The organism is Microlunatus sp. Gsoil 973 (assembly GCF_009707365.1).
Lineage (GTDB): Bacteria > Actinomycetota > Actinomycetes > Propionibacteriales > Propionibacteriaceae > Microlunatus.
Map to the genome: position 1 here is coordinate 4427722 of NZ_CP046122.1, position 22462 is coordinate 4450183.

The 22462-nt window shown below is 66.6% G+C and carries 18 protein-coding genes and 1 pseudogene; 13 read left to right on the forward strand and 6 right to left on the reverse strand.

Features of this window, described 5'->3' with window-relative positions:
- Positions 1-130 precede the first annotated feature (130 nt).
- The 11 genes and pseudogenes from nuoE to GJV80_RS20840 all read left to right on the forward strand — a co-directional run bounded on the left by nuoE (position 131) and on the right by GJV80_RS20840 (position 14170).
- Complete coding sequence (nuoE, locus tag GJV80_RS20790; RefSeq protein ID WP_370518867.1) at positions 131-904, forward strand: NADH-quinone oxidoreductase subunit NuoE; 774 nt, start codon at positions 131-133, stop codon at positions 902-904.
- Entirely contained in the window at positions 901-2214 is a 1314-nt protein-coding gene (nuoF, locus tag GJV80_RS20795) for an NADH-quinone oxidoreductase subunit NuoF (RefSeq protein WP_154689528.1), read from the forward strand. The genes nuoE and nuoF overlap by 4 nt, the downstream gene beginning before the upstream one ends.
- A complete protein-coding gene (locus tag GJV80_RS20800; RefSeq protein ID WP_154689529.1) occupies positions 2211-4646 on the forward strand; it encodes an NADH-quinone oxidoreductase subunit G in 2436 nt (811 codons plus the stop codon). The genes nuoF and GJV80_RS20800 overlap by 4 nt, the downstream gene beginning before the upstream one ends.
- Positions 4643-6004 (forward strand): NADH-quinone oxidoreductase subunit NuoH, encoded by a 1362-nt coding sequence (nuoH, locus tag GJV80_RS20805; protein WP_154689530.1) that lies wholly within the window; start codon positions 4643-4645, stop codon positions 6002-6004. Before GJV80_RS20800 ends, nuoH begins: the two co-directional genes overlap by 4 nt.
- Positions 6004-6495 (forward strand): annotated as a pseudogene (gene nuoI, locus GJV80_RS20810) (NADH-quinone oxidoreductase subunit NuoI); the annotation flags it as partial. The gene nuoH and the pseudogene nuoI, both read left to right, overlap by 1 nt.
- Before the next feature lie 257 nt (positions 6496-6752).
- Complete coding sequence (locus GJV80_RS20815) at positions 6753-7697, forward strand: NADH-quinone oxidoreductase subunit J (protein ID WP_154689531.1); 945 nt, start codon at positions 6753-6755, stop codon at positions 7695-7697.
- On the forward strand, positions 7697-7996 hold the full coding sequence (gene nuoK, locus GJV80_RS20820) for an NADH-quinone oxidoreductase subunit NuoK (RefSeq protein WP_154689532.1): 300 nt from the start codon (positions 7697-7699) through the stop codon (positions 7994-7996). Before GJV80_RS20815 ends, nuoK begins: the two co-directional genes overlap by 1 nt.
- Before the next feature lie 12 nt (positions 7997-8008).
- Positions 8009-9916, forward strand: coding sequence for an NADH-quinone oxidoreductase subunit L (gene nuoL, locus GJV80_RS20825; protein ID WP_230207908.1), 1908 nt, complete (start codon positions 8009-8011; stop codon positions 9914-9916).
- Between the two features lie 18 nt (positions 9917-9934).
- Positions 9935-11488, forward strand: a complete 1554-nt coding sequence (locus tag GJV80_RS20830; RefSeq protein WP_154689533.1) for an NADH-quinone oxidoreductase subunit M — start codon at positions 9935-9937, stop codon at positions 11486-11488.
- A complete protein-coding gene (gene nuoN, locus GJV80_RS20835) occupies positions 11488-13083 on the forward strand; it encodes an NADH-quinone oxidoreductase subunit NuoN (RefSeq protein WP_154689534.1) in 1596 nt (531 codons plus the stop codon). Before GJV80_RS20830 ends, nuoN begins: the two co-directional genes overlap by 1 nt.
- Positions 13084-13189: 106 nt before the next feature.
- The gene (locus GJV80_RS20840) at positions 13190-14170 is read left to right on the forward strand and encodes a polyprenyl synthetase family protein (RefSeq protein WP_370518793.1); all 981 of its coding nucleotides are present in this window, start codon (positions 13190-13192) and stop codon (positions 14168-14170) included.
- 446 nt (positions 14171-14616) lie between these two features.
- On the opposite strand, the gene GJV80_RS20845 is transcribed toward GJV80_RS20840, so the two are convergent.
- Positions 14617-15759, reverse strand: coding sequence for an esterase-like activity of phytase family protein (locus GJV80_RS20845; protein ID WP_154689535.1), 1143 nt, complete (start codon positions 15757-15759; stop codon positions 14617-14619).
- A gap of 154 nt (positions 15760-15913) precedes the next feature.
- Here GJV80_RS20845 and GJV80_RS20850 point away from each other — a divergent pair, with 154 nt between their 5' ends.
- Together GJV80_RS20850 and GJV80_RS20855 are read left to right on the forward strand one after the other, a co-directional pair.
- A complete protein-coding gene (locus GJV80_RS20850) occupies positions 15914-16906 on the forward strand; it encodes a Gfo/Idh/MocA family protein (RefSeq protein WP_154689536.1) in 993 nt (330 codons plus the stop codon).
- Between the two features lie 10 nt (positions 16907-16916).
- The gene (locus GJV80_RS20855; protein ID WP_154689537.1) at positions 16917-17915 is read left to right on the forward strand and encodes a Gfo/Idh/MocA family protein; all 999 of its coding nucleotides are present in this window, start codon (positions 16917-16919) and stop codon (positions 17913-17915) included.
- A 283-nt stretch (positions 17916-18198) separates the two neighbouring features.
- Here GJV80_RS20855 and GJV80_RS20860 read toward each other — a convergent pair whose 3' ends face one another.
- The 5 genes from GJV80_RS20860 to GJV80_RS20880 are packed head-to-tail and all read right to left on the reverse strand — an operon-like array spanning position 18199 to position 22396.
- Positions 18199-18399 (reverse strand): hypothetical protein, encoded by a 201-nt coding sequence (locus GJV80_RS20860; protein WP_195909043.1) that lies wholly within the window; start codon positions 18397-18399, stop codon positions 18199-18201.
- The gene (locus GJV80_RS20865; protein ID WP_154689539.1) at positions 18362-19453 is read right to left on the reverse strand and encodes an ABC transporter ATP-binding protein; all 1092 of its coding nucleotides are present in this window, start codon (positions 19451-19453) and stop codon (positions 18362-18364) included. Before GJV80_RS20865 ends, GJV80_RS20860 begins: the two co-directional genes overlap by 38 nt.
- Positions 19450-20424 (reverse strand): ABC transporter ATP-binding protein, encoded by a 975-nt coding sequence (locus GJV80_RS20870; protein WP_154689540.1) that lies wholly within the window; start codon positions 20422-20424, stop codon positions 19450-19452. The genes GJV80_RS20865 and GJV80_RS20870 overlap by 4 nt, the downstream gene beginning before the upstream one ends.
- Before the next feature lie 53 nt (positions 20425-20477).
- On the reverse strand, positions 20478-21329 hold the full coding sequence (locus tag GJV80_RS20875; RefSeq protein WP_154689541.1) for an ABC transporter permease: 852 nt from the start codon (positions 21327-21329) through the stop codon (positions 20478-20480).
- On the reverse strand, positions 21326-22396 hold the full coding sequence (locus tag GJV80_RS20880) for an ABC transporter permease (RefSeq protein WP_154689542.1): 1071 nt from the start codon (positions 22394-22396) through the stop codon (positions 21326-21328). Before GJV80_RS20880 ends, GJV80_RS20875 begins: the two co-directional genes overlap by 4 nt.
- Positions 22397-22462 lie beyond the last annotated feature (66 nt).

Below are 22462 nucleotides of genomic sequence, written 5' to 3' on the forward strand. Positions count from 1 at the left end.
CCCGCTGAGTGCGGAGGACCGCAGCCCGGCTGTCTCGTCCCGCCGCAACGACTTCGAGCCGACCTCGGCGCCCGACCTCGCCGGGCACCGTGACCTGGGCACCCAGGTCCGCGGCGGCCAGTTCGCGCAGGTGCCGCCGGGCGTTGACATCGAGGACCCCAACGCCCACCGGCCGGAGCCGATCGACACCTCGGTGACCGATACGGCGATCGACGCGAAGACGCTGGAGGAGCTTCGCCAGATCGCCGCCCGCTACCCGCAGTCCCGCTCCGCGCTGCTGCCGATGTTGCACCTGGTGCAGAGCGTTGAGGGTCGGGTCACCCCGGCCGGGGTGGAAGCCTGTGCCGACATCCTGGGGATCTCCAGCGCCGACGTGTCCGGTGTCGCGACCTTCTACACGATGTACAAGCGCCGGCCCAACGGCGAGTACAACGTCGGCGTCTGCACCACGGCACTGTGCGCGATCATGGGCGGCGACGACATCTTCGAGCGGCTCAGCAAGGAGCTCGGGGTCGGGCACGACGAGACCACCCCGGACGGCAAGATCACCTTGGAGCGGGTGGAGTGCAACGCCGCCTGTGACTACGCGCCGGTGATGATGATCAACTGGGAGTTCATGGACAACCAGTCGCCGGACTCGGCGGTGGAGACCGTCACCAAGCTCCGGCACGGTGTCGAGATCACCTCAACGCGGGGCGCCCGGATCTGCACCTGGAAACAGGCCGAGCGGGTGCTCGCCGGTTATCCCGACGACCGCGCCGACGAGGGACCGACCTCGGGTCCGGCGTCGCAGCTGGGCGTCCGGTTGGCGGCCGAGAACGGGTGGCGGGCGCCGACACCCGACGAAGCGGCCGCAGCGCTGGCCGCCGCCCGGGAAGCAGAAGGGGAGGAAGGGGCGAAGTGACCGATCCGATTACCCCGGTCCTGACGGCCAACTGGGCGGACGAGCGGGCCTGGAAGATCACCAACTACGAACGGCGGGGCGGTTACCAGGCGCTGCGTAGCGCCCTCACCCGTCCGCAGGCCGACCTGGTCCAGCTCGTCAAGGACTCCCAGCTCCGCGGCCGCGGTGGTGCAGGCTTCCCGACCGGCAACAAGTGGGGCTTCCTGCCCGACAACGGCGCGCCGCGTTACCTGGTGGTCAACGCCGACGAGTCCGAGCCGGGCGCCTGCAAGGACATGCCGCTGATGATGGCCAGTCCGCACACCCTGGTCGAGGGCGTGGCCATCTCCTCCTTTGCGTTCAACGCCCACTACGCCTTCATCTACGTGCGCGGCGAGGTGTTGCACGTCATCCGGCGGCTGCAGCAGGCCGTCCGTGAGGCGTACTCGGCCGGTTACCTCGGCCGGAACATGCTCGGCATGGGTTATGACCTCGAGGTCATCGTGCACGCCGGCGCGGGCGCCTACATCTGTGGCGAGGAGACCGCACTGCTGGACTCGCTCGAGGGTCGCCGCGGCCAGCCCCGGCTCAAGCCGCCCTTCCCTGCGGTGGCCGGCCTCTACGGTGCCCCGACGGTGATCAACAACGTCGAGTCGATCTCGACGATCCCGTCGGTCATCGCCAACGGGTCGGACTGGTTCACCTCGATGGGTGTCGACAACGGTCGCGGGATGGGCATCTTCTCGCTGTCCGGCCACGTCAAGAACCCCGGCCAGATCGAGGTGCCGCTGGGTACCACGTTGCGTCAACTGCTTGACATCACAGGCGGCATCCGGGAGGGCCACCGACTGAAGTTCTGGACGCCGGGCGGTTCGTCCTCACCGATCTTCACCGACGAGCACCTGGACATCCCGCTGGACTACGACTCGGTGATGAAGGCCGGATCGATGCTCGGCACCCGGTCGCTGCAGATCTTCGATGAGACCACCTCGGTGGTGCGCGCGGTCACCCGCTGGGTCGACTTCTACAAGCACGAGTCCTGCGGCAAGTGCACGCCGTGCCGGGAGGGCACCTGGTGGCTGGTGCAGATCCTGCAGCGGATCGAGGCCGGTCAGGGTCAGGAAGGTGACATCGAGAAGCTGCTCGACCTGTGCGACAACATCGGCGGCAAGGCGTTCTGCGCGCTCGGTGACGCCGCGGTGACCCCGGTCAACTCCGCGATCAAGTACTTCCGGGACGAGTTCGAGGCCGGCTACCACACGCCGGCCTGGGAGTTGTTCCCCTACGAGCGGAACGCCATCTACGTCCAGCCTGCAGGAGTGGCCAAGTGACTGTCACCCAGAACCAAGGCGGAAGCCAGGGTCAGGCCGTCGAGAAGAAGGAGGATCTCGTCACGATCACCATCGACGGCATCGAGGTCAGCGTGCCCAAGGGCACCCTGGTCATCCGGGCCGCTGAGCTGATCGGGGTCGACATCCCGCGCTTCTGCGACCACCCACTGCTCGACCCGGTCGGCGCCTGCCGGCAGTGCATGGTGGAGATCCCCGACATGGGCAACGGTCGCGGTATGCCCAAGCCGCAGGCCTCCTGCACGATCACCGTGATGCCGGGCATGAAGGTCGAGACCCAGCGCACCAACGCCCGCGCCGAGAAGGCGCAGAAGGGCATGTTGGAGTTCTTGCTGATCAACCACCCGCTGGATTGCCCGATCTGCGACAAGGGCGGTGAGTGCCCGCTGCAGAACCAGGCCCTCAGCCACGGCTACGGCGAGTCCCGCTACGACGGGGTGAAGCGGATCTACCCCAAGCCGATCAACCTCTCGGCACAGGTGTTGCTCGACCGTGAGCGGTGCGTGTTGTGCGCCCGGTGCACCCGGTTCAGCGAGCAGATCGCCGGTGATCCGTTCATCAAGATGCTCGAACGCGGTGCGCTGCAGCAGGTCGGCATCTATGAGAAGGAACCCTTCGAGAGCTACTGGTCGGGCAACACCATCCAGATCTGCCCGGTCGGCGCCCTGACCAGCGCCGACTATCGGTTCCGCGCCCGTCCGTTCGACCTGGTCAGCGTCCCGTCGGTCGCCGAGCACGACTCCTCGGGTTCGGCCATCCGGGTCGACTACCGGCGAGGCACGGTGATGCGCCGGCTGGCCGGTGACGATCCCGAGGTCAACGAGGAGTGGATCAGCGACAAGGACCGGTTCGCGTTCCGGTACGGCCGGGGCGAGGACCGGCTGACCACCCCGCTGGTCCGCGATGGTGACGAACTGCGCGCCGCGTCCTGGCCGGAGGCGATCGACGCCGCCGTCCGGGGTCTGAAGAAGGCCGGCAGCTCCGTCGGCGTGCTGACCGGCGGCCGGCTACCGGTCGAGGACGCGTACGGCTACAGCAAGTTCGCCCGCGCGGTTCTCGGCACCAACAACATCGACTTCCGCGCCCGGCCCTACTCGCAGGAGGAGGCCGACTTCCTGGCGGCCGCCGTGGCCGGCACGGGACTGGTCAACGGGCAGGCAGCAGTCACCTTCGCCGACCTGGAGAAGGCCTCGACGGTGCTGATGGCCGGATTCGAGCCCGAGGACGAGGGCGGTGTGGTCTTCCTTCGGCTGCGCAAGGCCTATCGCAAGACCGGGCTGAAGTCTTTCCAGCTGGCTCCCTATCTCTCCAACGGCTGCGTCAAGATGGGCGCCGCCCTGATTCCGACGGTTCCCGGCGAGGAGGCCGCCACCCTGGCGAACCTGCCGGCGGAGGTGGCACTGGACGAGACGTCGGTGATCATCGTCGGGGAGCGGCTCGCGCTGGCGCCGGGCGCGTTGACCGCAGCCCTCGAACTGTCCGGACGCACCGGCGCCCGGCTGGCCTGGATCCCGCGCCGGGCCGGTGAGCGGGGAGCGGTGGAGGCCGGTTGCCTGCCCAACCTGCTGCCGTTCGGCCGTCCGGTGGCCGACCCGTCGGCCCGGGTCGACGTGTCGACGCTGTGGGGGTCGGCGTCCCTGCCATCGACCCCCGGCCGGACCGCCGAGGAGATGCTGGTCGCCGCGTCGAACGGCCTGCTGGAGGCGCTGGTGGTCGGCGGCATCCAACCCTCGGACTTCCGCGATCCGAGCATCGTCCGGGTCGGCTGTGAGAACGCCGGCTTCCTGATCAGCCTCGAGGCTCGTGCGTCGGAGGTCACCGAGCGTGCCGACGTCGTGCTGCCGGTGGCACTGCTCGAGGAGCGCTCGGGCAGCTTCGTCAACTGGGAGGGCCGCGAGCGGCCGTTCCCGGTGGTGATCAAGAAGCCGAACGTGATGAGCGACCTGCGGGTGCTGGCGGCGCTGGCCGACGGACTCGGCACCGATCTGGGTGTGCGGACCGCCGAGCAGGCTCGCGCCGAACTCAGCGAGTTCGGCCCCTGGGAAGGGGAGCGTGCTGCGGCGCCGCAGGTTGCCGTCGGCGGCCGCGTCCAGACCCAGGTCGGGACTGCTGTGCTGTCCACCTGGCGGCTGCACCTGGACGACTCGCGGGTGCTTGAGGGGGAGACCGAAGTCCTGGCGACGGCCCGCAAGCCGGTGGCCCGGTTGAACCCGCGCACAGCGACGGCCGCAGGGGTCACCGAGCAGGTCAGGGTCAGCACCGACCGTGGAGCGGTGACGTTCGATGTCGAGATCGTTCCGGGACTGGTCGACGGGGTGATCTGGCTGCCGACCCGTGCGCCCGGGTTGGCCCTCAGTGAGCACTTGGCGGTAAGTTCCGGCGAGGTCGTACGGATCGAAGGAGCGCACTCATGAGCCCCCTGCAAGGGAACCCCGTGGCCATGAACCTCGTGCCGATGGATCTGACCATCTTCATGCACGACCCGCTGTGGGTGGTGATCCTCAAGGCACTGTTCGGCTTCATCCTGCTGATCCTGTTCGTGCTGTTCGCGATCGTCTTCGAACGCAAGGTGCTCGGCCGGATGCAGAACCGGCCGGGCCCGACGATGAACGGCCCGTTCGGATCCCTGCAGTCGCTGGCCGACGGCATCAAGTCGATGCTCAAGGAGGACGTCACCCCGAGCGGCGTCGACAAGATCGTCTTCATGCTGGCGCCGGCGATCAACGTGATCCCCGCGGTGATGATCTTCGCGCTGATCCCGTTCGCCGGTGAGGTGCCGATCCCCGGCGGGACCACTAGGCTGCAGGTCGCCGACATGCCGATCTCGGTGCTGCTGGTGCTGGGAGTCACCTCGGTCGGCATCTACGGCGTCGTGCTCGCCGGTTGGGCGTCCAACTCGACCTTCCCGCTGCTCGGTGGCATCCGCGCCTCGGCTCAGATGATCAGTTACGAGGTCGCCATGGGCCTCAGCCTGGTCGCGGTGTTCCTCTACGCGGGATCGCTGTCCACCTCCGAGATCGTCGATGCGCAACAGAAACTCTGGTACTGCCTGGCGCTGATCCCGTCCTTCGTGATCTTCGTGATCGCAATCTTCGGTGAATCCAACCGGACGCCGTTCGACCTGCCCGAGGGCGAGTCGGAGATCGTCGGCGGCTACCTCACCGAGTACTCCTCGATGCGGTTCGCGATGTTCTACATGGCCGAGTACATGGCCCTGACCAACGTCTCCGCGGTTGCTGTGACGATCTTCCTCGGCGGCTATCACGCGCCGATCCCGTTCAACTGGCTCGGCATGGATCACGGCTACTGGGGACTGCTCTGGTTCGTGGTCAAGACGGTGCTGTTCATGTTCTTCATGGTCTGGGTCCGGGCGGCCGTCCCGCGGTTCCGCTACGACCAGTTCATGAATCTCGGTTGGAAGTGGCTGATCCCGATCTCGCTGGTCTGGGTGCTGGTGGTCGCCACCATGCAGACGCTGCTGCAGGGCGGCAACAACCTGCGCAGCAGCCCGGTCTTCTGGGTGATCGTCGCGATCATCGTCCTCGGCATCCTGGCCGCGGTGCTGTTCGGCGGCGGTTCGGAGGAGAAAGCCGAGCCGGAACCCGAGGGTGCACCGTTCGACGCTTTCGCCGGCGGCTTCCCGGTGCCGCCCAAGCCCGGCCAGGTGCTGCCCGAACTGGCCGAGGTGGTCGCCTCCCAGCCGGCGTCCGAGGCCGCGACATCCGCTGCGGCTGAACCGCACGATCAACAGCCTGCGAATGGAGCCAGCTGATGGGATTGCTCGATCCGATCGCCGGATTCGGTGTCACCTTCAAGACGTTCTTCCAGAAGACCTTCACCGAGGCGTACCCGACGGGTCCCAAGGTCACTGCACCGCGCTATCACGGACGGCACCAGCTGAACCGCTGGCCGGACGGCCTGGAGAAGTGCGTCGGGTGTGAGCTCTGCGCCTGGGCGTGCCCCGCGGACGCGATCTACGTCGAAGGTGCGGAGAACACCGAGGAGGAGCGGTACAGCCCGGGCGAACGGTACGGCCGGGTGTACCAGATCAACTACCTGCGGTGCATCCTCTGCGGCCTGTGCATCGAGGCCTGCCCGACCCGTGCGCTGACCATGACCAATCACTTCGAGCTGAGCGACTTCACCCGCGAGGACATGATCTACGAGAAGCACCAGCTGCTCGCGCCGCTGCTGCCGGGGATGGAGGCGCCACCGCATCCGCGCCGGCTCGGTGACAGCGAGAAGGAGTACTTCCTCGGGCTGCCGGAGACCAAGCCGATGCCCGCCGACTTCAATTCCGGCCTGCCCAATCCGGGTTGGCGGAAGAAGGACCAGGCGAAGGCCCGCGCTCAGGTCGCCGAGACCTACGGCAACACGCCGCAGTCGGCGATCGCCCTGGCGGAGATGGGCAAGGCGTTGCCGCCCGCCCGGCGGGTCGAAGACCGGGCCGACGACCAGGCCGACGACCGGGCCGAAGGGTCACGGTCCGAGACAACAGGTGAAACGGGTGAGGGACAGTGATGGTTCCGCTGGTTTCCGGAGCCTCGTTCGCGTTCTGGATGCTGATGCCGGTGATGATCCTCGGCGCGCTGGGCACTGTGCTGGCGCGGAAGCCGGTGCACTCGGCGCTCAGCCTGGCCGCGGTGATGTTGTCCCTGGCGGTGCAGTACGCGGCCCAGCAGGCGCCCTTCCTGTTCGCTGTGCAGATCATCGTCTACACCGGCGCCATCCTGATGCTCTTCCTCTTCGTGATGATGATCGTCGGTGTCGACACCTCGGAGTCGCTGGTCGAAACGATCAAGGGCCAGCGGGCGCTGGCCGGCCTTGCCGCGCTCGGCTTCTTCGTGTTGCTGATCTTCGCGGTCGGAAATGCGCTGGTCGGACAGCCGACCGGGCTCGACCAGGCCAACAGCGCCTACGGCGGCAACGTCCAGGGCCTGGCAGCGTTGGTCTTCGGCCGTTACGTCCTCGCGTTCGAGGGGACCTCGGCGTTGCTGATCACGGCTGCACTCGGTGCGATGGTGTTGGCCCATCGGGAACGTACCCGGGCCAAGAAGACCCAGGCCGAGATGCTCGGCGATCGGCTGCGGAAGTACGCCGAGACGGGTGCCCACCCCGGCGCGCTGCCGCCACCCGGTGTCTACGCCCGGCACAACGCCGTCGACACCCCTGCACTGCTGGCCAACGGTGAGATCGCCGAGACCTCGGTGTCCAGCACGCTCAAACAGCGTGGCGTGGTGCAGGACCCGAGCGACCTGATCGCACCGACCCAGGCCACCGTCCGGGCCATCGCGCCGGAGCGGGCCGACAATCCCGCGACCGCGGTCGCGCCCTACATGCCACATCGGGCCGCCCCGGCCCGTGGTGTGCGGCCCGAACTCGGCCGGGACGCGGAGCCGAACGAGACGAACGGCGTCCCGGATGGCCCGAACCCGGAGAGCACAGGAACGGAAGGGGATCAGTGATGGACCCACAGGCCTACATCGTGATGTCGGCGATCCTCTTCTCGATCGCTCTGCTCGGGGTGATGATCCGCCGGAACGTGCTGATCGTGTTCATGTGCATCGAGCTGATGTTGAACGCCGCGAACCTGGCGCTGGTCACGTTCTCCCGGATGCACGGCTCGCTCGACGGGCAGATCGCCGCCTTCTTCGTGATGGTCGTCGCCGCTGCCGAGGTCGTCGTCGGCCTGGCGATCATCGTCGCGATCTACCGCACCCGCCGGTCGGCCTCGGTCGACGATGCCAACCTGCTGAAGTTCTGAGAGGACTGGCCAGTGACTCCGCTCGAAGTGACCCAGGCAACAGGCCTGTTCTCACTCTCCTGGCTGCTGATCGCCATCCCCGGTGTGGTCGCCCTGGTGCTGCTCGCCGCCGGCAAGATCAGCGATGCCTGGGGGCACATCGTCGCCACCCTGGCCCCGATCGCCTCGTTCGTCCTGGCATTGCTGCTGTTCATCCAGCTGCTGGGCAGGGGAGCCGACCAGCGATCGGTCAACCTGAGCCTGTACGACTGGATCGCCACCGGCAGATGGCACATCGAGGCCGGGTTGCAGATCGACCAGTTGTCGATCATCTTCGCGTTGTTGATCACCAGCGTCGGCAGCCTGATCCACATCTACTCCGTCGGCTACATGGCCCACGATCCCAACCGGCGCAGGTTCTTCGCCTACCTCAACCTGTTCGTGGCGGCGATGTTGCTGCTGGTGTTGGCCAACAACTACTTCGCCCTCTTCGTCGGCTGGGAAGGTGTCGGGCTGGCGTCGTACCTGCTGATCGGCTTCTGGCAGGAACGCCCGACCGCGGCCACGGCGGCCAAGAAGGCGTTCGTCGTCAACCGGGTCGGCGATCTCGGGATGTCCATCGGCATCGCGTTCATGCTGTACCTGTTCGGGTCGGTCCAGTTCTCCGACGTCAACGCCGGAGCTGCCGGCATGAGCTTCGCCCAGGCGACGGTGCTCGGCCTGTTGTTGTTGCTGGCCGCCTGCGGCAAGTCCGCGCAGGTTCCGCTGCAGTCCTGGTTGCTGGATGCGATGGAAGGTCCGACCCCGGTGTCGGCGTTGATCCACGCCGCGACCATGGTGACCGCCGGCGTCTATCTGATCGTCCGCAGCCACGCGATCTTCGCCGAGACCGGCACCGCAAGTCTGGTGGTGGCGATCGTCGGTACGGTCACTTTGCTGGCCGGCGCCTGGATCGGCTGCGCCAAGGACGACATCAAGAAGGTGCTCGCCGGTTCGACGATGAGCCAGATCGGCTACATGATGCTGGCCGCGGGTATCGGCCCGGCCGGCTATGCGTTCGCCATCTTCCACCTGCTCAACCACGGCTTCTTCAAGGCCAACCTGTTCCTGGGCGCTGGGTCGGTGATGCACGCCACCAACGATGACGTGAACATGCGGCACTACGGTGCACTGCGCAAGGCCCTGCCGATCACGTTCGTGACCTTCGGCATCGGCTACCTGGCGATCATCGGCTTTCCCTTCCTGTCCGGCTACTTCTCCAAGGACCACATCGTGGAGGTGGCCTTCGAACGCAGCTGGATCCTCGGCACCCTCGCACTGATCGGCGCCGGCGTCACCGCGTTCTACATGACCCGATTGATGATCATGACCTGGTTCGGTCGGGAGCGGTACGCCGATGACGTCCACCCGCACGAGTCGCCGGCGGTGATGACCGTTCCGCTGATCCTGTTGGCCGTCGGTTCGGTCTTCGCCGGCCTGGTGCTGAACAACTGGATCGCCGAATGGCTCGCGCCGGCGGTCGGCGGCCACGTCGCCGAGACGCCCGGACTGTTCCACCTCAGCGTTATCGGTGGGATCACCCTTCCGGTGGTGGCCCTCGGCGTCGCCATCGCCATCCTGGTCTTCGGCCGCGGTCGGGAGATTCCGCTGGAACAGCCGGCGAGCCGCTCGCCGTTCACCCTGGCCGGCCGGAACGATCTGTACGGCGACGCCTTCAACGAGGCCGTGTTCATGCGGCCCGGGATCGGGCTGGTCAGCGGTGTGGCCAAGACCGACGCCGGCGGCGTCGACGGCACGGTGATGGGGGTGTCCGGCATCATCGCCGGCCTGTCCGCCCGGTTGCGCCGTTGGCAGACCGGCTTCGTCAGGTCCTATGCGCTGACCATGATCGCCGGTGCGTTCCTGATCGGCTTCGTCGTCGTCCTCGGCCGCCTGGGCTGAGCAGAAGGAGATACCGACGTGTTCCCCTGGCTGACCATCCTCGGTCTGCTTCCGCTGATCGGCGGGCTGGCGATGATCTTCGTACGAGGCACCGCCGCCAAGCAGATCGGCCTGGCATTCTCTCTCGTCACCCTGGTGCTGGCGATCATCGTCGCCCTGACCTACAGCGGCGGCGGCAAAGGCTTCCAGCTCACCGAGCAGGCGACCTGGATCAAGGCGATCGGCGCGCACTACGCGCTGGGCCTCGACGGCATCGGCCTGACCCTGCTGTTGCTCACCGCCTTCCTCACCCCGGTGGTGTTGATCGCATCCTGGAACGATCCGGATCTGCCCAAGCCCGGTGAGGATCCGACGGCCATCACCCACCGCTGGGGTGCGCACGTCTTCGTCGGTCTGATCCTGGCCATCGAGGGCTTCGCGATCTTCGCGTTCACCGCAACCGACGTCTTCCTGTTCTACCTCTTCTTCGAAGTCATCCTGATCCCGATGTACTTCCTGATCGGCGGCTTCGGCGGCGCCCGGCGGTCGCAGGTCTCGGCCAAGTTCCTGCTCTACGGCCTGCTCGGCGGGTTCGTGATGCTGGCCGCGGTGATCGGCCTCGGCGTCGTCTCTGCCCAAGCCGGCACGCCGAGCTACCTGTTGACCGACCTGACGCAGCTGCACCTGTCGACCAATGTCGAGCGCTGGCTGTTCATCGGTTTCATGATCGCGTTCGCGATCAAGGCGCCGATGGTCCCCTTCCACACCTGGCTGCCGGACTCGATCGAGCAGTCGACGCCGGGCGGGGCGGTGATGCTGACCGGCGTGATGGACAAGCTGGGCACCTTCGCCATGATCAGGTTCTGCCTGCAGCTGTTCCCGGAGGCGTCGAAGTGGGCGACCCCGGTGGTGATGGTCCTGGCGATCATCTCGATCCTCTACGGCGCCCTGATGGCCATCGGCAGCAAGGACATCCTCCGGCTGATCGGGTGGACCTCGATCAGCCACTTCGGATTCATCGTGCTGGGCATCTTCGCCCTCACCACCCAGAGCACGGCCGGTGCAACCTTCTACATGCTCAACCACGGGCTGTCCACGGCTGTCTGGTTCTTCGCCGCCGGCTTCATGATGAAGCGCCGCGGATCCCGCGACATCAGCGACTTCCGCGGCGTGGTCAAGCTGACCCCGCTGCTCGGCGGGCTGCTGCTGTTCGCCGTCCTGTCAGCACTGGCGCTGCCCGGCCTGTCCACCTTCATCAGCGAGTTCATGGTGCTCGCCGGAACCTTCTCCCGGCATCCGATCTACGCGGTCGTCGCCACCATGGGCATCGTGCTGGCCGCCCTCTACGCGCTGATCATGTACCAGCGCACGGCGACCGGCGTACCGACGCCTGCAGTGGCCGAGCGGTTCACCCGTGACCTGTCGGGCAAGGAACGCCTCGCGCTCATCCCGCTGGTCGTGGTGATCCTGGTGCTCGGCTTCTTCCCGAAGCCGATGTTGCAGATCATCAACCCGACCGTCACCGACACGCTGACCCAGCACGTCGGGATCACCGACCCGCAAGCCCACGTCAGTTCGGAAGGAGGTCGGTGATGCTGCCCACGATGATCGGGCTGGAGATCCCGACGCCGCACATCGAGTACGGCTTGTTGATGCCCTTCCTGCTGGTCGTCGTCGCGGCCTGCGTCGGGGTGCTCGTCGAGGCCATCGCACCGCGGCAGTTGCGGCATTCCCTGCAGCTGCTGGTCGCCTTCCTCGGAATCGTCCTGGCGCTCTTCGTCACGATCTTGAACTGGGCCGGTGGCGACAAGGCGGTGATCGCCCTCGGCGCCCTGAGCATCGACGGACCGACGTACTTCGTGTGGACCATCCTGCTGGTCTTCGGCGGCATCTCGTTCCTGGTCTTCGCCGAGCGTCGGCTGGAAGGCAACGCCTCGGCGTTCACGCCCAGCGCCGCCGCCGTCCCCGGCAGCACCGGTGAGCAGGAGGCCATCGCGGCCCGGCTGGAGCACACCGAGGTCTACCCGCTGGCCATGTTCGCGCTGAGCGGCATGATGTTGTTCCCGGCCGCCAACGACCTGATCATGATGTTCGTCGGCCTGGAGATCCTTTCGCTGCCGCTCTACCTGCTCTGCGGCCTGGCGCGACGCCGCCGGCTGCTCAGTCAGGAAGCTGCCATGAAGTACTTCCTGCTCGGCTCGCTTTCCTCGGCGATCTTCGTCTACGGAATGGCCATGTTGTACGGGTTCTCCGGATCCTTCGACCTGTCGGCGATCGCCGACTCGTTGCAGACCTCGAACCAGAAGGACGGCCTGCTGTTGGCCGGCATGGCACTGGTCGGTGTCGGTCTGCTCTTCAAGCTGGGCGCCGTCCCGTTCCACTCCTGGATACCCGACGTCTATCACGGCGCTCCCACCCCGATCACCGGCTACATGGCCACCTGTACCAAGATCGCCGCTGCCGGCGCGCTGCTGCGGGTGTTCTACGTGGCGCTCGGCGGGATGCGCTGGGACTGGCAGCCGCTGATGATCGTCGTCGCGATCGCGACCATGTTCATCGGGTCGGTTCTCGGCATCACCCAGTCCGACGTCAAGCGGTTGCTGGCCTACTCCTCGATCGCCCACGCCGGCTTCATCCTGGTCGCGGTGGCCGCGGCCAGCCAGGACGGTTCCGGCAAACCCGCCGACAGCCTGTCCAGCGTGGCATCGGCGCTGTTCTACCTGGTCGCGTACAGCGTTGCGACGCTCGGCGCCTTCGCGATGCTGACCATGGTCCGGCTGCGCGGCGGCGAGTCGACCGCGCTGTCCACCTGGGCCGGACTCGGTCGCCGGTCCCCGGTGACGGCGGCGGTGTTCTCGCTGTTCATGCTGAGCTTCGCCGGCATCCCGCTGACGGGCGGTTTCATCGGCAAGTGGTCGGTGTTCGCCTCGGGCTGGGCCGGTGGACAGTATTGGCTGGTCGTCGTCGCCGTGATCATCTCGCTGATCTCTGCGGTCATCTACCTCCGGGTGATCGTCACCATGTTCTTCACCGAGCCCAAGGCGGACACCCCGGTGGCCGAGGTGGTCGCCCCCAGCTGGACCACCCTGGTACCGATCGGCTTCGGTGTTGTGGTCACGGTCGTCCTCGGCGTCTACCCCGGCCCGATCCTGGATCTGGCCGCCAGTGCCGGCGAATTCCTGCGCTGACGTTGCCGCGCGGGCGTCGACCTCCCCGGTGACGTGCCCCGGCGGCTGCGCAGCGAGTACGGTTGGCAACCTGCCGGCAGCTGAGGGGTGAGGTGTGGTGAAGGCAGTGAGTACGGAGTCGGAGTTCGACGTTGCCCTCCGTGCCCAGATGTCGTCGATCGAGAAGGCGCTGCTCGCGGCGGTCGATTCGGACAGCGAACTGTTGACCGAGGCCGCTCGGCACATCATCGAGGCGGGCGGCAAGCGGACGCGTCCGCAGCTGGTCGTGCTCGGTTCGAAGTTCGGAGCGCCGTACGGACCGGGTGACCGGATCGAGCAGCAGGTCTGCATCGGCGCCGTCGTAGTCGAGCTCACCCATGTCGCCAGCCTCTACCACGACGACGTGATGGACGATGCCGCGGTACGCCGTGGCACGCCGAGTGCCAATGCCCGCTGGGGCAATTCGTTGGCCATCCTGGTCGGCGACTACCTGTTCGCCAGGGCCTCGGACCTGGTCACCGACCTCGGCCTGGACATCGTTCGGGTCTATTCGGCGATGTTCAACCGGTTGGTCCGTGGCCAGATCGCGGAAACGGTCGGGCCCGAGGCGGGAACCGATCCGCGGGAGCATTATCTGCAGGTGCTCGCCGACAAGACGGCGGCGCTGATCTCCACCAGCGCCCGGGTCGGCGCGATGATCGCCGGCGCCGATCCCACGGTCCAGGACCTGCTCGGCGACTTCGGGGAGAAGTTCGGTGTCGTCTTCCAGCTCAGCGACGACATCATCGACATCACCAGCGACGAGACGGGCAAGACGCCCGGCACCGATCTGCGCGAGGGCGTCGACACGCTGCCGATCCTGTTGGCCCGCCGCTCCACCGACCCGGCCGACGCCCGGCTGCTGGAGTTGCTGGCCGGAGACCGTACCGACGCCGCGGTGGACGAGGCGCTGGGGCTGCTCCGCAAGCATCCGGCGATCGAGGAGGCCCGGGCAGACGTCGCGGCTCGCGCCGAAGCGGCCAGGCGGGTGCTCGACCCGTTGCCGGACGGGCCGGCCAAGCAGGCACTCGCCGACCTCTGCGACGTGGTCGTCACCCGTACCGCCTGATCCGTACGCCCTCACCCGGCCCCGGGCGGGTGTGCCAGCCTTCCCGCCACACACGATCCCGTTCCCGCACCAGTTGGTCGACCCCGCACCGGTTGGTCGTTGCCGCGACCTTTACTCGGCGGCGCACCGGCTGCAGTGGGTGCGGGGCCGAGGAAGTGGTGCGGGCCCGAGGAAGTGGTGCGCCGTCGAGGAAGTGGTGCGGGCCCGAGGAAGTGGTGCGGCGTAGCCGCGTTCCCCTGGGGTGCCACGCGCTCGTTCCCGCACCGGTTGGTCGTTGCCGCGACCTTTACTCGGCGGCGCACCGGCTGCAGTGGGTGCGGGGCCGACCAACTGGTGCGGGGCCGATTAGGGGGTGCGGGACCGAGTAAAGGGTGCGGGGCCGAGTGGAGGGTGCGGGGCCGAGTGGAGGGTGCGGGGCCGAGTAAAGGGTGGCGACCCCGAGGGGGTCAGGGGAGCAGGGCGACCAGATTCAGGATCCGGCTGGTCTGTACGGCGCTGTTGTTGTCGTCGCTGATCAGGCTCACCGCATAGGCACCGCCACCGAGTCGCCGGGTCGTCATCCCCTCGTAGTTGTCCATCAGCGGATTGATCTGCGTCTCCTTGGCGGTGGCGCCGAGGTCGGGGCAGCTGGTGACGTCGGCCACCAGTCGTTTGGACACGACCAGGCGCGGCGTGGTGGCGAGGTCGGCGACATCGGTGACATCCGCCGCGCGGGAGATGTCGACGGCGTACAGGGTGATCCGGTTGCCGACCTCGGCGCTCCAGGACGCCTCCATGATCAGCAGCTTGCCCGGCGCGTACTCCTGAATCTCGGGGATCCGCATGCCGGGGTCGACCCGGTAGCCGACCTGGCGGGCCAGCCGGTAGCCGTGGTGAGCGCGCGTGTAGACCAGGATCCGGCGGAACGTGCCGTCCCCGGTGTCACCCGCCAGGGTGCCCTCCATCGAGACGATGATCTGCCGACCTCCGCGCCCGATCGTCAGACCCTCGAAGGTGGCGTTGGCTGTCGACTCGCCCTCCGGGGCCACCGCGAACCGGGCGGGCACCGGCAGCGAGGCCGTCTGCAGCCCGTCGGGTGAGAAGACCCGGATCGAGGGCTCGACCTCGGAGCTGACCACGAAGTCGCCGTTGGGCAGTACGCCGAGACCCTCGTTGTCCGCGGTCTGGCCGGTGTACGGGGTGCCGTCGCGGCCCTTGAGGACGACCGGGTCGCCAACCGGCGTGGGATCGGAGAGGTTGCGGTAGAACCAAACCCGGGACGGGTCGGTGCCGTTGTTGTCAACGGATGAGACGTAGCTGTGCGTGTGGCGGTCGTAGGCGATGTCGGACAGGCCGCTGATCTCCATCCCGTGGACCACCCTCTTGTCCAGCGCGTCGCTGAAGTTGATTGCGGCGGCGGACGGCGGACAGAGCCGGCTGCCCCACCGGCCCCCGCCGTGATCAGCACGACCGGGGTCGTCCCGGTGTGCGACCGGATCTGCGGCAGCCGTGCCGACACCGCTGAGCGCGGTACCGAGCGCCACGGCGGCGGCGAGCGCCGTGATCCTGTTCAGCCTGATCCGGTTCGACCTGACGCGGTTTGTGATCACGGTTGGCGACCTTACTGGGATTGGGTGAACCGGGCGAGGCTCGGGGACGGCAGTTATTGGGTTTGCCACTGAGCCTATTTACTCCAAGGGCTTGATGAACCCTCGCCGACCATGGTCGGATAGGGCGTACCCGCGATGCGAAGGAGCTTGTGCAGTGCCCTCACCGATCAGAGTGGCGGTCCTCAGTTTTTGGCATGTCCATGCCGGCGACTACACCAGAAGGACCGTTGAACATCCCGATACCGAACTCGTCGCGATCTGGGACGACGACGACGAACGTGGCAAGGCCGCGGCCGAACAGTACGGCGTGGAACACACCGCAGATCTCGAGGCGCTGCTGGCTCGCGATGACATCGACGCGGTAACTGTCACCACCGAGACCAGCCGGCACCGCGACATCATGGTCGCCGCGGCACGCGCCGGTAAGCACATCTTCACCGAGAAACTCCTGGCGCCGACCGTGGCCGAGGCTGAGGAGATCATCAAGGCCTGTGACGACAACGGGGTGAAGTTGATCGTCTCGCTGCCGCGGCTGTACGACGGTTACACACCGGTGATCAAGGAGCTGATCGAGTCGGGCAAGCTCGGCGACATCACCTACGGCCGGGTCCGGCTGTCCCACAACGGCTCGGTCGCCAACTGGCTGCCGGACCGGTTCTACGATCCGGAGCCGGCGATCGGTGGCGCGCTCACCGACCTAGGCTGCCATCCGGTCTACCTGACACAGCTGTTCCTCGGCAGTACGCCGTCGACGGTCAGCGCGACCTACGGTTCGGTGACCGGCCGGGCCGTTGAGGACAACGCAGTGGTCACCGTGGGCTACCCCTCGGGGGCGATCGGCGTGATCGAGGCGGGCTTCGCCTCGCCGAGTCCGTTCATCATCGACATCGGCGGTACCGAGGGCGTGCTGACCTTCAACGACCGGGACGGTGTGGTCGTTGTCCGCGGTGCGGCGTTCGGCGACGACGCCCAGCAGCTCCCGATCGCGGAGAAGGCGCCCTCGGCCTACGAACAATGGGTGACCCATATCCAGCAGGACACCCGGGCCGACGCCAACCTCGCAGCCGCCGTCGAACTCACCCGCCTGGTGGTCGCGGCGAACGAATCGGCGCACACCGGCCGGACGATCTCGTACTCCAAGGACTGAAGGACCAACGATGCTCAATGTAGGACTCATCGGTGGCGGCGGGATCGCGGGTGCACACATCCGCGGCTACGCCGCGCATGCCGACAAGATCAAGATCACTGCGGTGGCCGATGCGGTCGAGGCGACCGCCGAGAAGCGTGGCGCCGAACTGGGCGCCACGCCGTACAGCGACTACCACCAGTTGATCAAGGAGGAGAAGCTGGATGCGGTCGACATCTGCCTGCCGCACCACCTGCACGCCGATGCGATCATCTCCGCCGCCGAGGCAGGGCTGAACATCCTGTGTGAGAAGCCGCTCTGCCTCACCGCCGCCGAGGCGCGGTCGGTCAATGCCGCCGTCAAGGACAACAAGGTGACCCTGATGAGCGCGCACAACCAGCTCTTCATGCCGACGGTCGCCAAGGCCAAGGAACTGCTGGATGCCGGCGTCATCGGACCGGTGTACGAGGTACGCACCACCGACAGCTTCTTCAACAACTTCGATCCGGCCAACATGGGTTGGCGTGCCCACGTCGACACCGCCGGCGGCGGTGAGCTGATCGACACCGGCTACCACCCCAGCTACCTGCTGCTCACCCTGGCCGGTGGCGTGCCGGTCGAGGCGACCGCGATGCTTGCCACTCACCGGCTGACCTTCTCCGAGGCCGAGGACAGCGCACAGGTCCTGGTCCGCTTCGACAACGGCGTGATCGGCCAGTTGGTGACCAGCTGGGCCTACCAGCCTGCGGCGATCACCGAACGCTTCTCCGCGGTCGGCGAACTCGGCTCGTTGTACGCGGACGGGTCGACCCTCAGTTACCGGCTGCGGGACGGCAAGGAGGAGACGTTCACCTTCGATCAGGTGGACACCTTCGCAGCGGAGATCGGGCAGTTCGCCCATTGTCTGGAGACCGGCGAGCGTCCGCCGCACACCGAGGACGAGGGCATCCAGGTGCTCGGGATGATCCTGGCCGCCTACGAGAGTGCCAAGAACAAGACGATTGCTCCGGTGCTCAACGTGCTGGAGTGATGATCACCAGGTAAGTACGCCCCGGCTCCGCGTTGCGGAGCCGGGGCGTACTGCTTTCGGGTGCCCTCTTCGAGTTCCCAGTGGGTGCCGTCGGGTCAGGACTTGGGCACGATGTAGCCCTGTTGGATGGCAAGGGAGAAGCCGGCAGTCATGGTGTAGCCGGCGAGATTCCACAACGGACCGGTTCCGGTCGCCTGTGCCAAAGTTTGCCAAGAACGCCGTTCGGAATGACAACGGCGCCCGCCCGGAGGTGGGCGGACGCCGTGCTCGACTGAAATCTGTCTCAGCGTCGGAGCTTGGCCTCGCGGGCCTTCTGCCGCTCGGTGAACTGCTTGGCCAGCGGTTCATCGATGCGGCGCGCAACCCGCGTGCCGATGAACCCGGTGATTATCACCAGAAGGCAGGCGATGATCGCCAGGTCGTCTCCGACCTTGCCTGAGCGGGTGTCAATTGCCGGTCGGACGAGAAGCGACAAGATCAGCATCGCCAGTCCCATCCGCATGAGCAGCTTTGCTGCCATTCCGATCATGATGACCTCCTGCGGTACTCCCCGTCATGTGGGCCAGCGGAGGCACCTGGTCAAAGAAGTGGCAGGCCGTACGGTGCCCGCCGCCGATATCGGACAGTTTAGGCGCCTGCTTGCGGCAGACGTCCTGCACAAGGGGGCAGCGGTTGGCGAAGACGCATCCTTGCGATGCCGGTTCGCCGATCAGTCGCTCACCCTCGGGCTCACCCTCGGTCTGGTTGCGTTTCCTGGCCATGGCCGGGTCCGGAACCGGGATCGCCTGGAGCAACATGTGCGTGTAGGGATGCCGTGGCTTGGTGATCAGCTCCTCGACCGGGCCCTCCTCGACGATGTGGCCGAAGAACATCACCGCGATGCGCCCGCCCTGGGCGAAGTAGCGGACGACACCGAAATCGTGGCTGATGAAGATATAGCCGATGCCGCGCTCCCTGGCGAAGCGCAACAGCAGGTCAAGGATGGCCACCCGCATGGAGACGTCCAGCATGCTGGTCACCTCGTCGGCGACGATCAGTTTGGGTTGCAGACTGATCGCCCGGGCTATCGATACCCGTTGACGCTGCCCGCCGGACAGCTGGTGCGGGTAGCGCTGCAGGAAGTCGGGTGTCGCGTCCAGCCCGACCTGCTCCAGAAGCCTGAGCATCTCGCTCTGCACCGTGCGCCAGGTGGCGAGTTTGTGCTGCAGCATGCCCGGGGCCAGCGTGCTTCCGATGGTCAGACCGGGATTGAGCGAGCCGTACGGGTCCTGGTGCACCATCTGCACCTTGCGGCGCCACTGCTTGCGCCGTCGTCCCTTCAACTGGGCGATGTCGGTGTCCTCGAAGGAGATGGTGCCGCCGGTCGGCTCATGCAGTCCGGCGATCATCCGGCCGAGGGTGGTCTTGCCGCAGCCGGATTCGCCGACCAGGGCGACGATCTCGCCGGGTTCGGTGCTCAGGTTGATCCCGTGCAGCACCGGCCGGCCGCTGCCGGTCGCGTAGGTGTGGGTGACATTGGTTACCTCGAGCAGGCTCACGCTTCCACCTTCCGGGGACCGTTCAGCGGACGGTTGACGACATGACAGGCGACCAGATGACCATGATCATCACCGAGCAGCGGTGGTTCGGTCTGCCGGCACAGGTCCTCGGCCAGCGGGCAGCGCGGCGCGAACCGGCAACCCTTCGGCAGCAGGGCGAGATTCGGCACCGAACCGCCGATCGGCTTCACCTTCAGACCGGCATCCAGCACGCTCGGGATGGCGCTGATCAACGCTTCGACGTAGGGATGCCGGCGGCCGCGGCCGAAGATCTCCTCGACCGTGCCGGACTCCACCAGCCGACCGGCGTACATCACCGCGACGCGGGTCGCCAGTTCGGCGACCACCGCCAGGTCGTGAGTGACGAAGATGATCGTCACCCCGAGCGTCCGGTGCAGGTCGTTGAGGATCTCGATCACCAGTCGCTGGTTCAGTACGTCCAGCGCGGTGGTCGGCTCGTCGAGGATCACCAGCGACGGCTTGAGGAGCAGCGCGACCGCGATCGCGACCCGCTGCTTCATGCCGCCGGACAGCTGGCTCTCGAACGACTTCCAGATCCGTTCAGGCTGCAGTTGGACCAGTTCCAGCAGGTGCTCGAAATACTCCCGGCCGTCCTTCGGGTCGTCGAAGACCTCGGGATGGGCCTGCAGGATGTGTTCGACCTGTTTGCCGATGGTGAGCACAGGATTGAACGCGTTCATCGCGCCCTGGAAGACCATGGAGACCTGGGCCCCGCGCAGGTGGTTCAACTCGGACTTGGACATCCGGGTGGTGCTCTCGCCCCGGATCCGGACCTCACCGCCGACCACCCTGCCCGGCGCCGGCACGATGCCCAGCAGGGAGTAGGCCAGGGTGGACTTGCCGCACCCGGATTCGCCAACCAGGGCATAGATCTCGCCGGCCATGACATCGAGGCTGACGTTCTCGACGGCCTTCACCGAACCCGGTCCGTCGCCGAACGCGACGGTCAAATTGTCGACCTGGAGCAGAGCGGCATCAACAGAAGTATCAACAGTCGTAGTGGTCACTGGACACGCAGCCTCGGGTTGAACACGCTGTCGAGCGCGCGGGAGAAGAACACGAACGCCACCTGAAGGATCACGATCGCGGCCATCGGTGAGAACAGGTAGAAGGCACTGTCGGTGGTGTACAGGGCGCCCTGGGACATCGCCAGGTTGATCATGATGCCCCAGTTGGTGCCGCTGATCGGTGCGACGCCCAGCAGGAACAGACCGACCTCGGCGTAGATCGCACCGGTGATCGCCAACAGGAAGTGGATTGCGACGTACGGCCCGACGTTCGGCAACAGCTGCCGGCCGACCATGTTGCCGATCGACACGCCCTGCAGCCGGGCGGCCTCGACGAAGTCGCTGCTGCGCAGGCTGAGCGCCTGTGACCTGATCGCCCGGGCCAGCCCGGCCCACGCCGTGATCGACAGCACACAGGCCAGCACGAACGGGTTGGTGGTGTGGATGACCGCGGCCAGCACGATGATCAACGGCAGGCCGGGAACGGTCAGGAAGACATCGGTGATGCGCATGATCACCGAATCGGTGAGCCCACCGGCGTAACCGGACAACAGCCCGAGCAGGACGCCGACGAAGATCGTGATGATCGCCGCCAGTACGCCGACGATCATGATCGGTCGGGCGCCGACGATGATCTGGCTGAGCACGCCCTGACCGAGTGCGTCTGTGCCCAGCGGATGGTTCCAGGACGGCGGCAGGTAGGCGTTGTTGGCGTCCTGGTCGTTGCTGACGTGGACCAGGATCGGACCGAAGATCGCCAGCAGGCAGTAGAACAACACGATGAAGCCGCCGACCAGCGCGCCCTTGTCGTTGCGGAGGATCCGCCACAGGTCACTGAGGAATCTCATGCGACCGTCCCCCCGACCGGCAGGGCCTGGACGTCCTCGGAGCCGTCCTGGGTGGCTTCGGCCTTCTTCCGCGCGGCGGGATTGACGATCCGCGGATCGACCAGCGGGTAGAGCAGGTCCACCAGCAGGTTAGTGATCACCACCGAAACGGTGATCAGCAGGAAGCAGCCCATCATCAGTGAGTAGTCACGCTGGTTGACCGACTGGATCATGTAGTAGCCGATCCCGGGGTATTGGAAGTAGGTCTCGACGAACACCGAACCACCGAACATGAAGCCGATCGACAGGGCCAGCTGCGTGATCATCGGCAGCATCGAGTTGCGGCCGACGTAGGAGCGGCTGATCACCCGGTCGCTGAGTCCGCGGGACTCTGCGGCCCGGACATACTCCGAGCCGAGCACCGAGACGGCGCTGCCCTTCATCGCCAGCGCCCAACCACCGAAGGAGGTGATCACGGACGCGACGATCGGCAGCACGGCGTGGTAGAGCACGCTCAGGATGTAGGCGAGGTTGGGCCCCGGTGTCACGTCGACGCCGTACGCGCCGCCGGCCGGGAAGGCTCGATAGGTGGCAGTCAGCACGTACAGGAGCATGATCGCGACCAGGTAGCTGGGCACGGCGCTGAGGAAGGAGACGACGAACGTCATCACCTTGGTGAAGATGCTGTCCTGGAAGGTGGCCATCGCCGATCCGATCGCGACACCGATGATGAAGCTGATGATCAGCGACACGGCGACGATCAGGATGGTCCACGGCAGAGCCTCGGCGATGATCGCGGTGACCGTCGTCCCCGGATTGGTGATCGGCACGCCGAGGTCGCCGTGCAGGATGTTGAGCAGATAGTCCTTGTACTGGGTGAGAATGGGGTCGTTCGGCACGACGCCGTAGATCGCGGCGACCCGTTGCTGGATCTCCTGGTCGGTCAGGCCACCCTGCATCCGCAGCTGGGACTCCAGCGCGGCCATCGGATTGCCGGGCATCAATCTGATCATGAAGAACGACAGTGTCAACACGATGTAGATGATGGCCAGGGACATGATCACACGCTTGGTCAGATATCGGAGCATCGATTGGTCCTCATCGGCGAGAACGCGAGGCCATGACCACCGCCGAAGCGGTGATCATGACCTCGC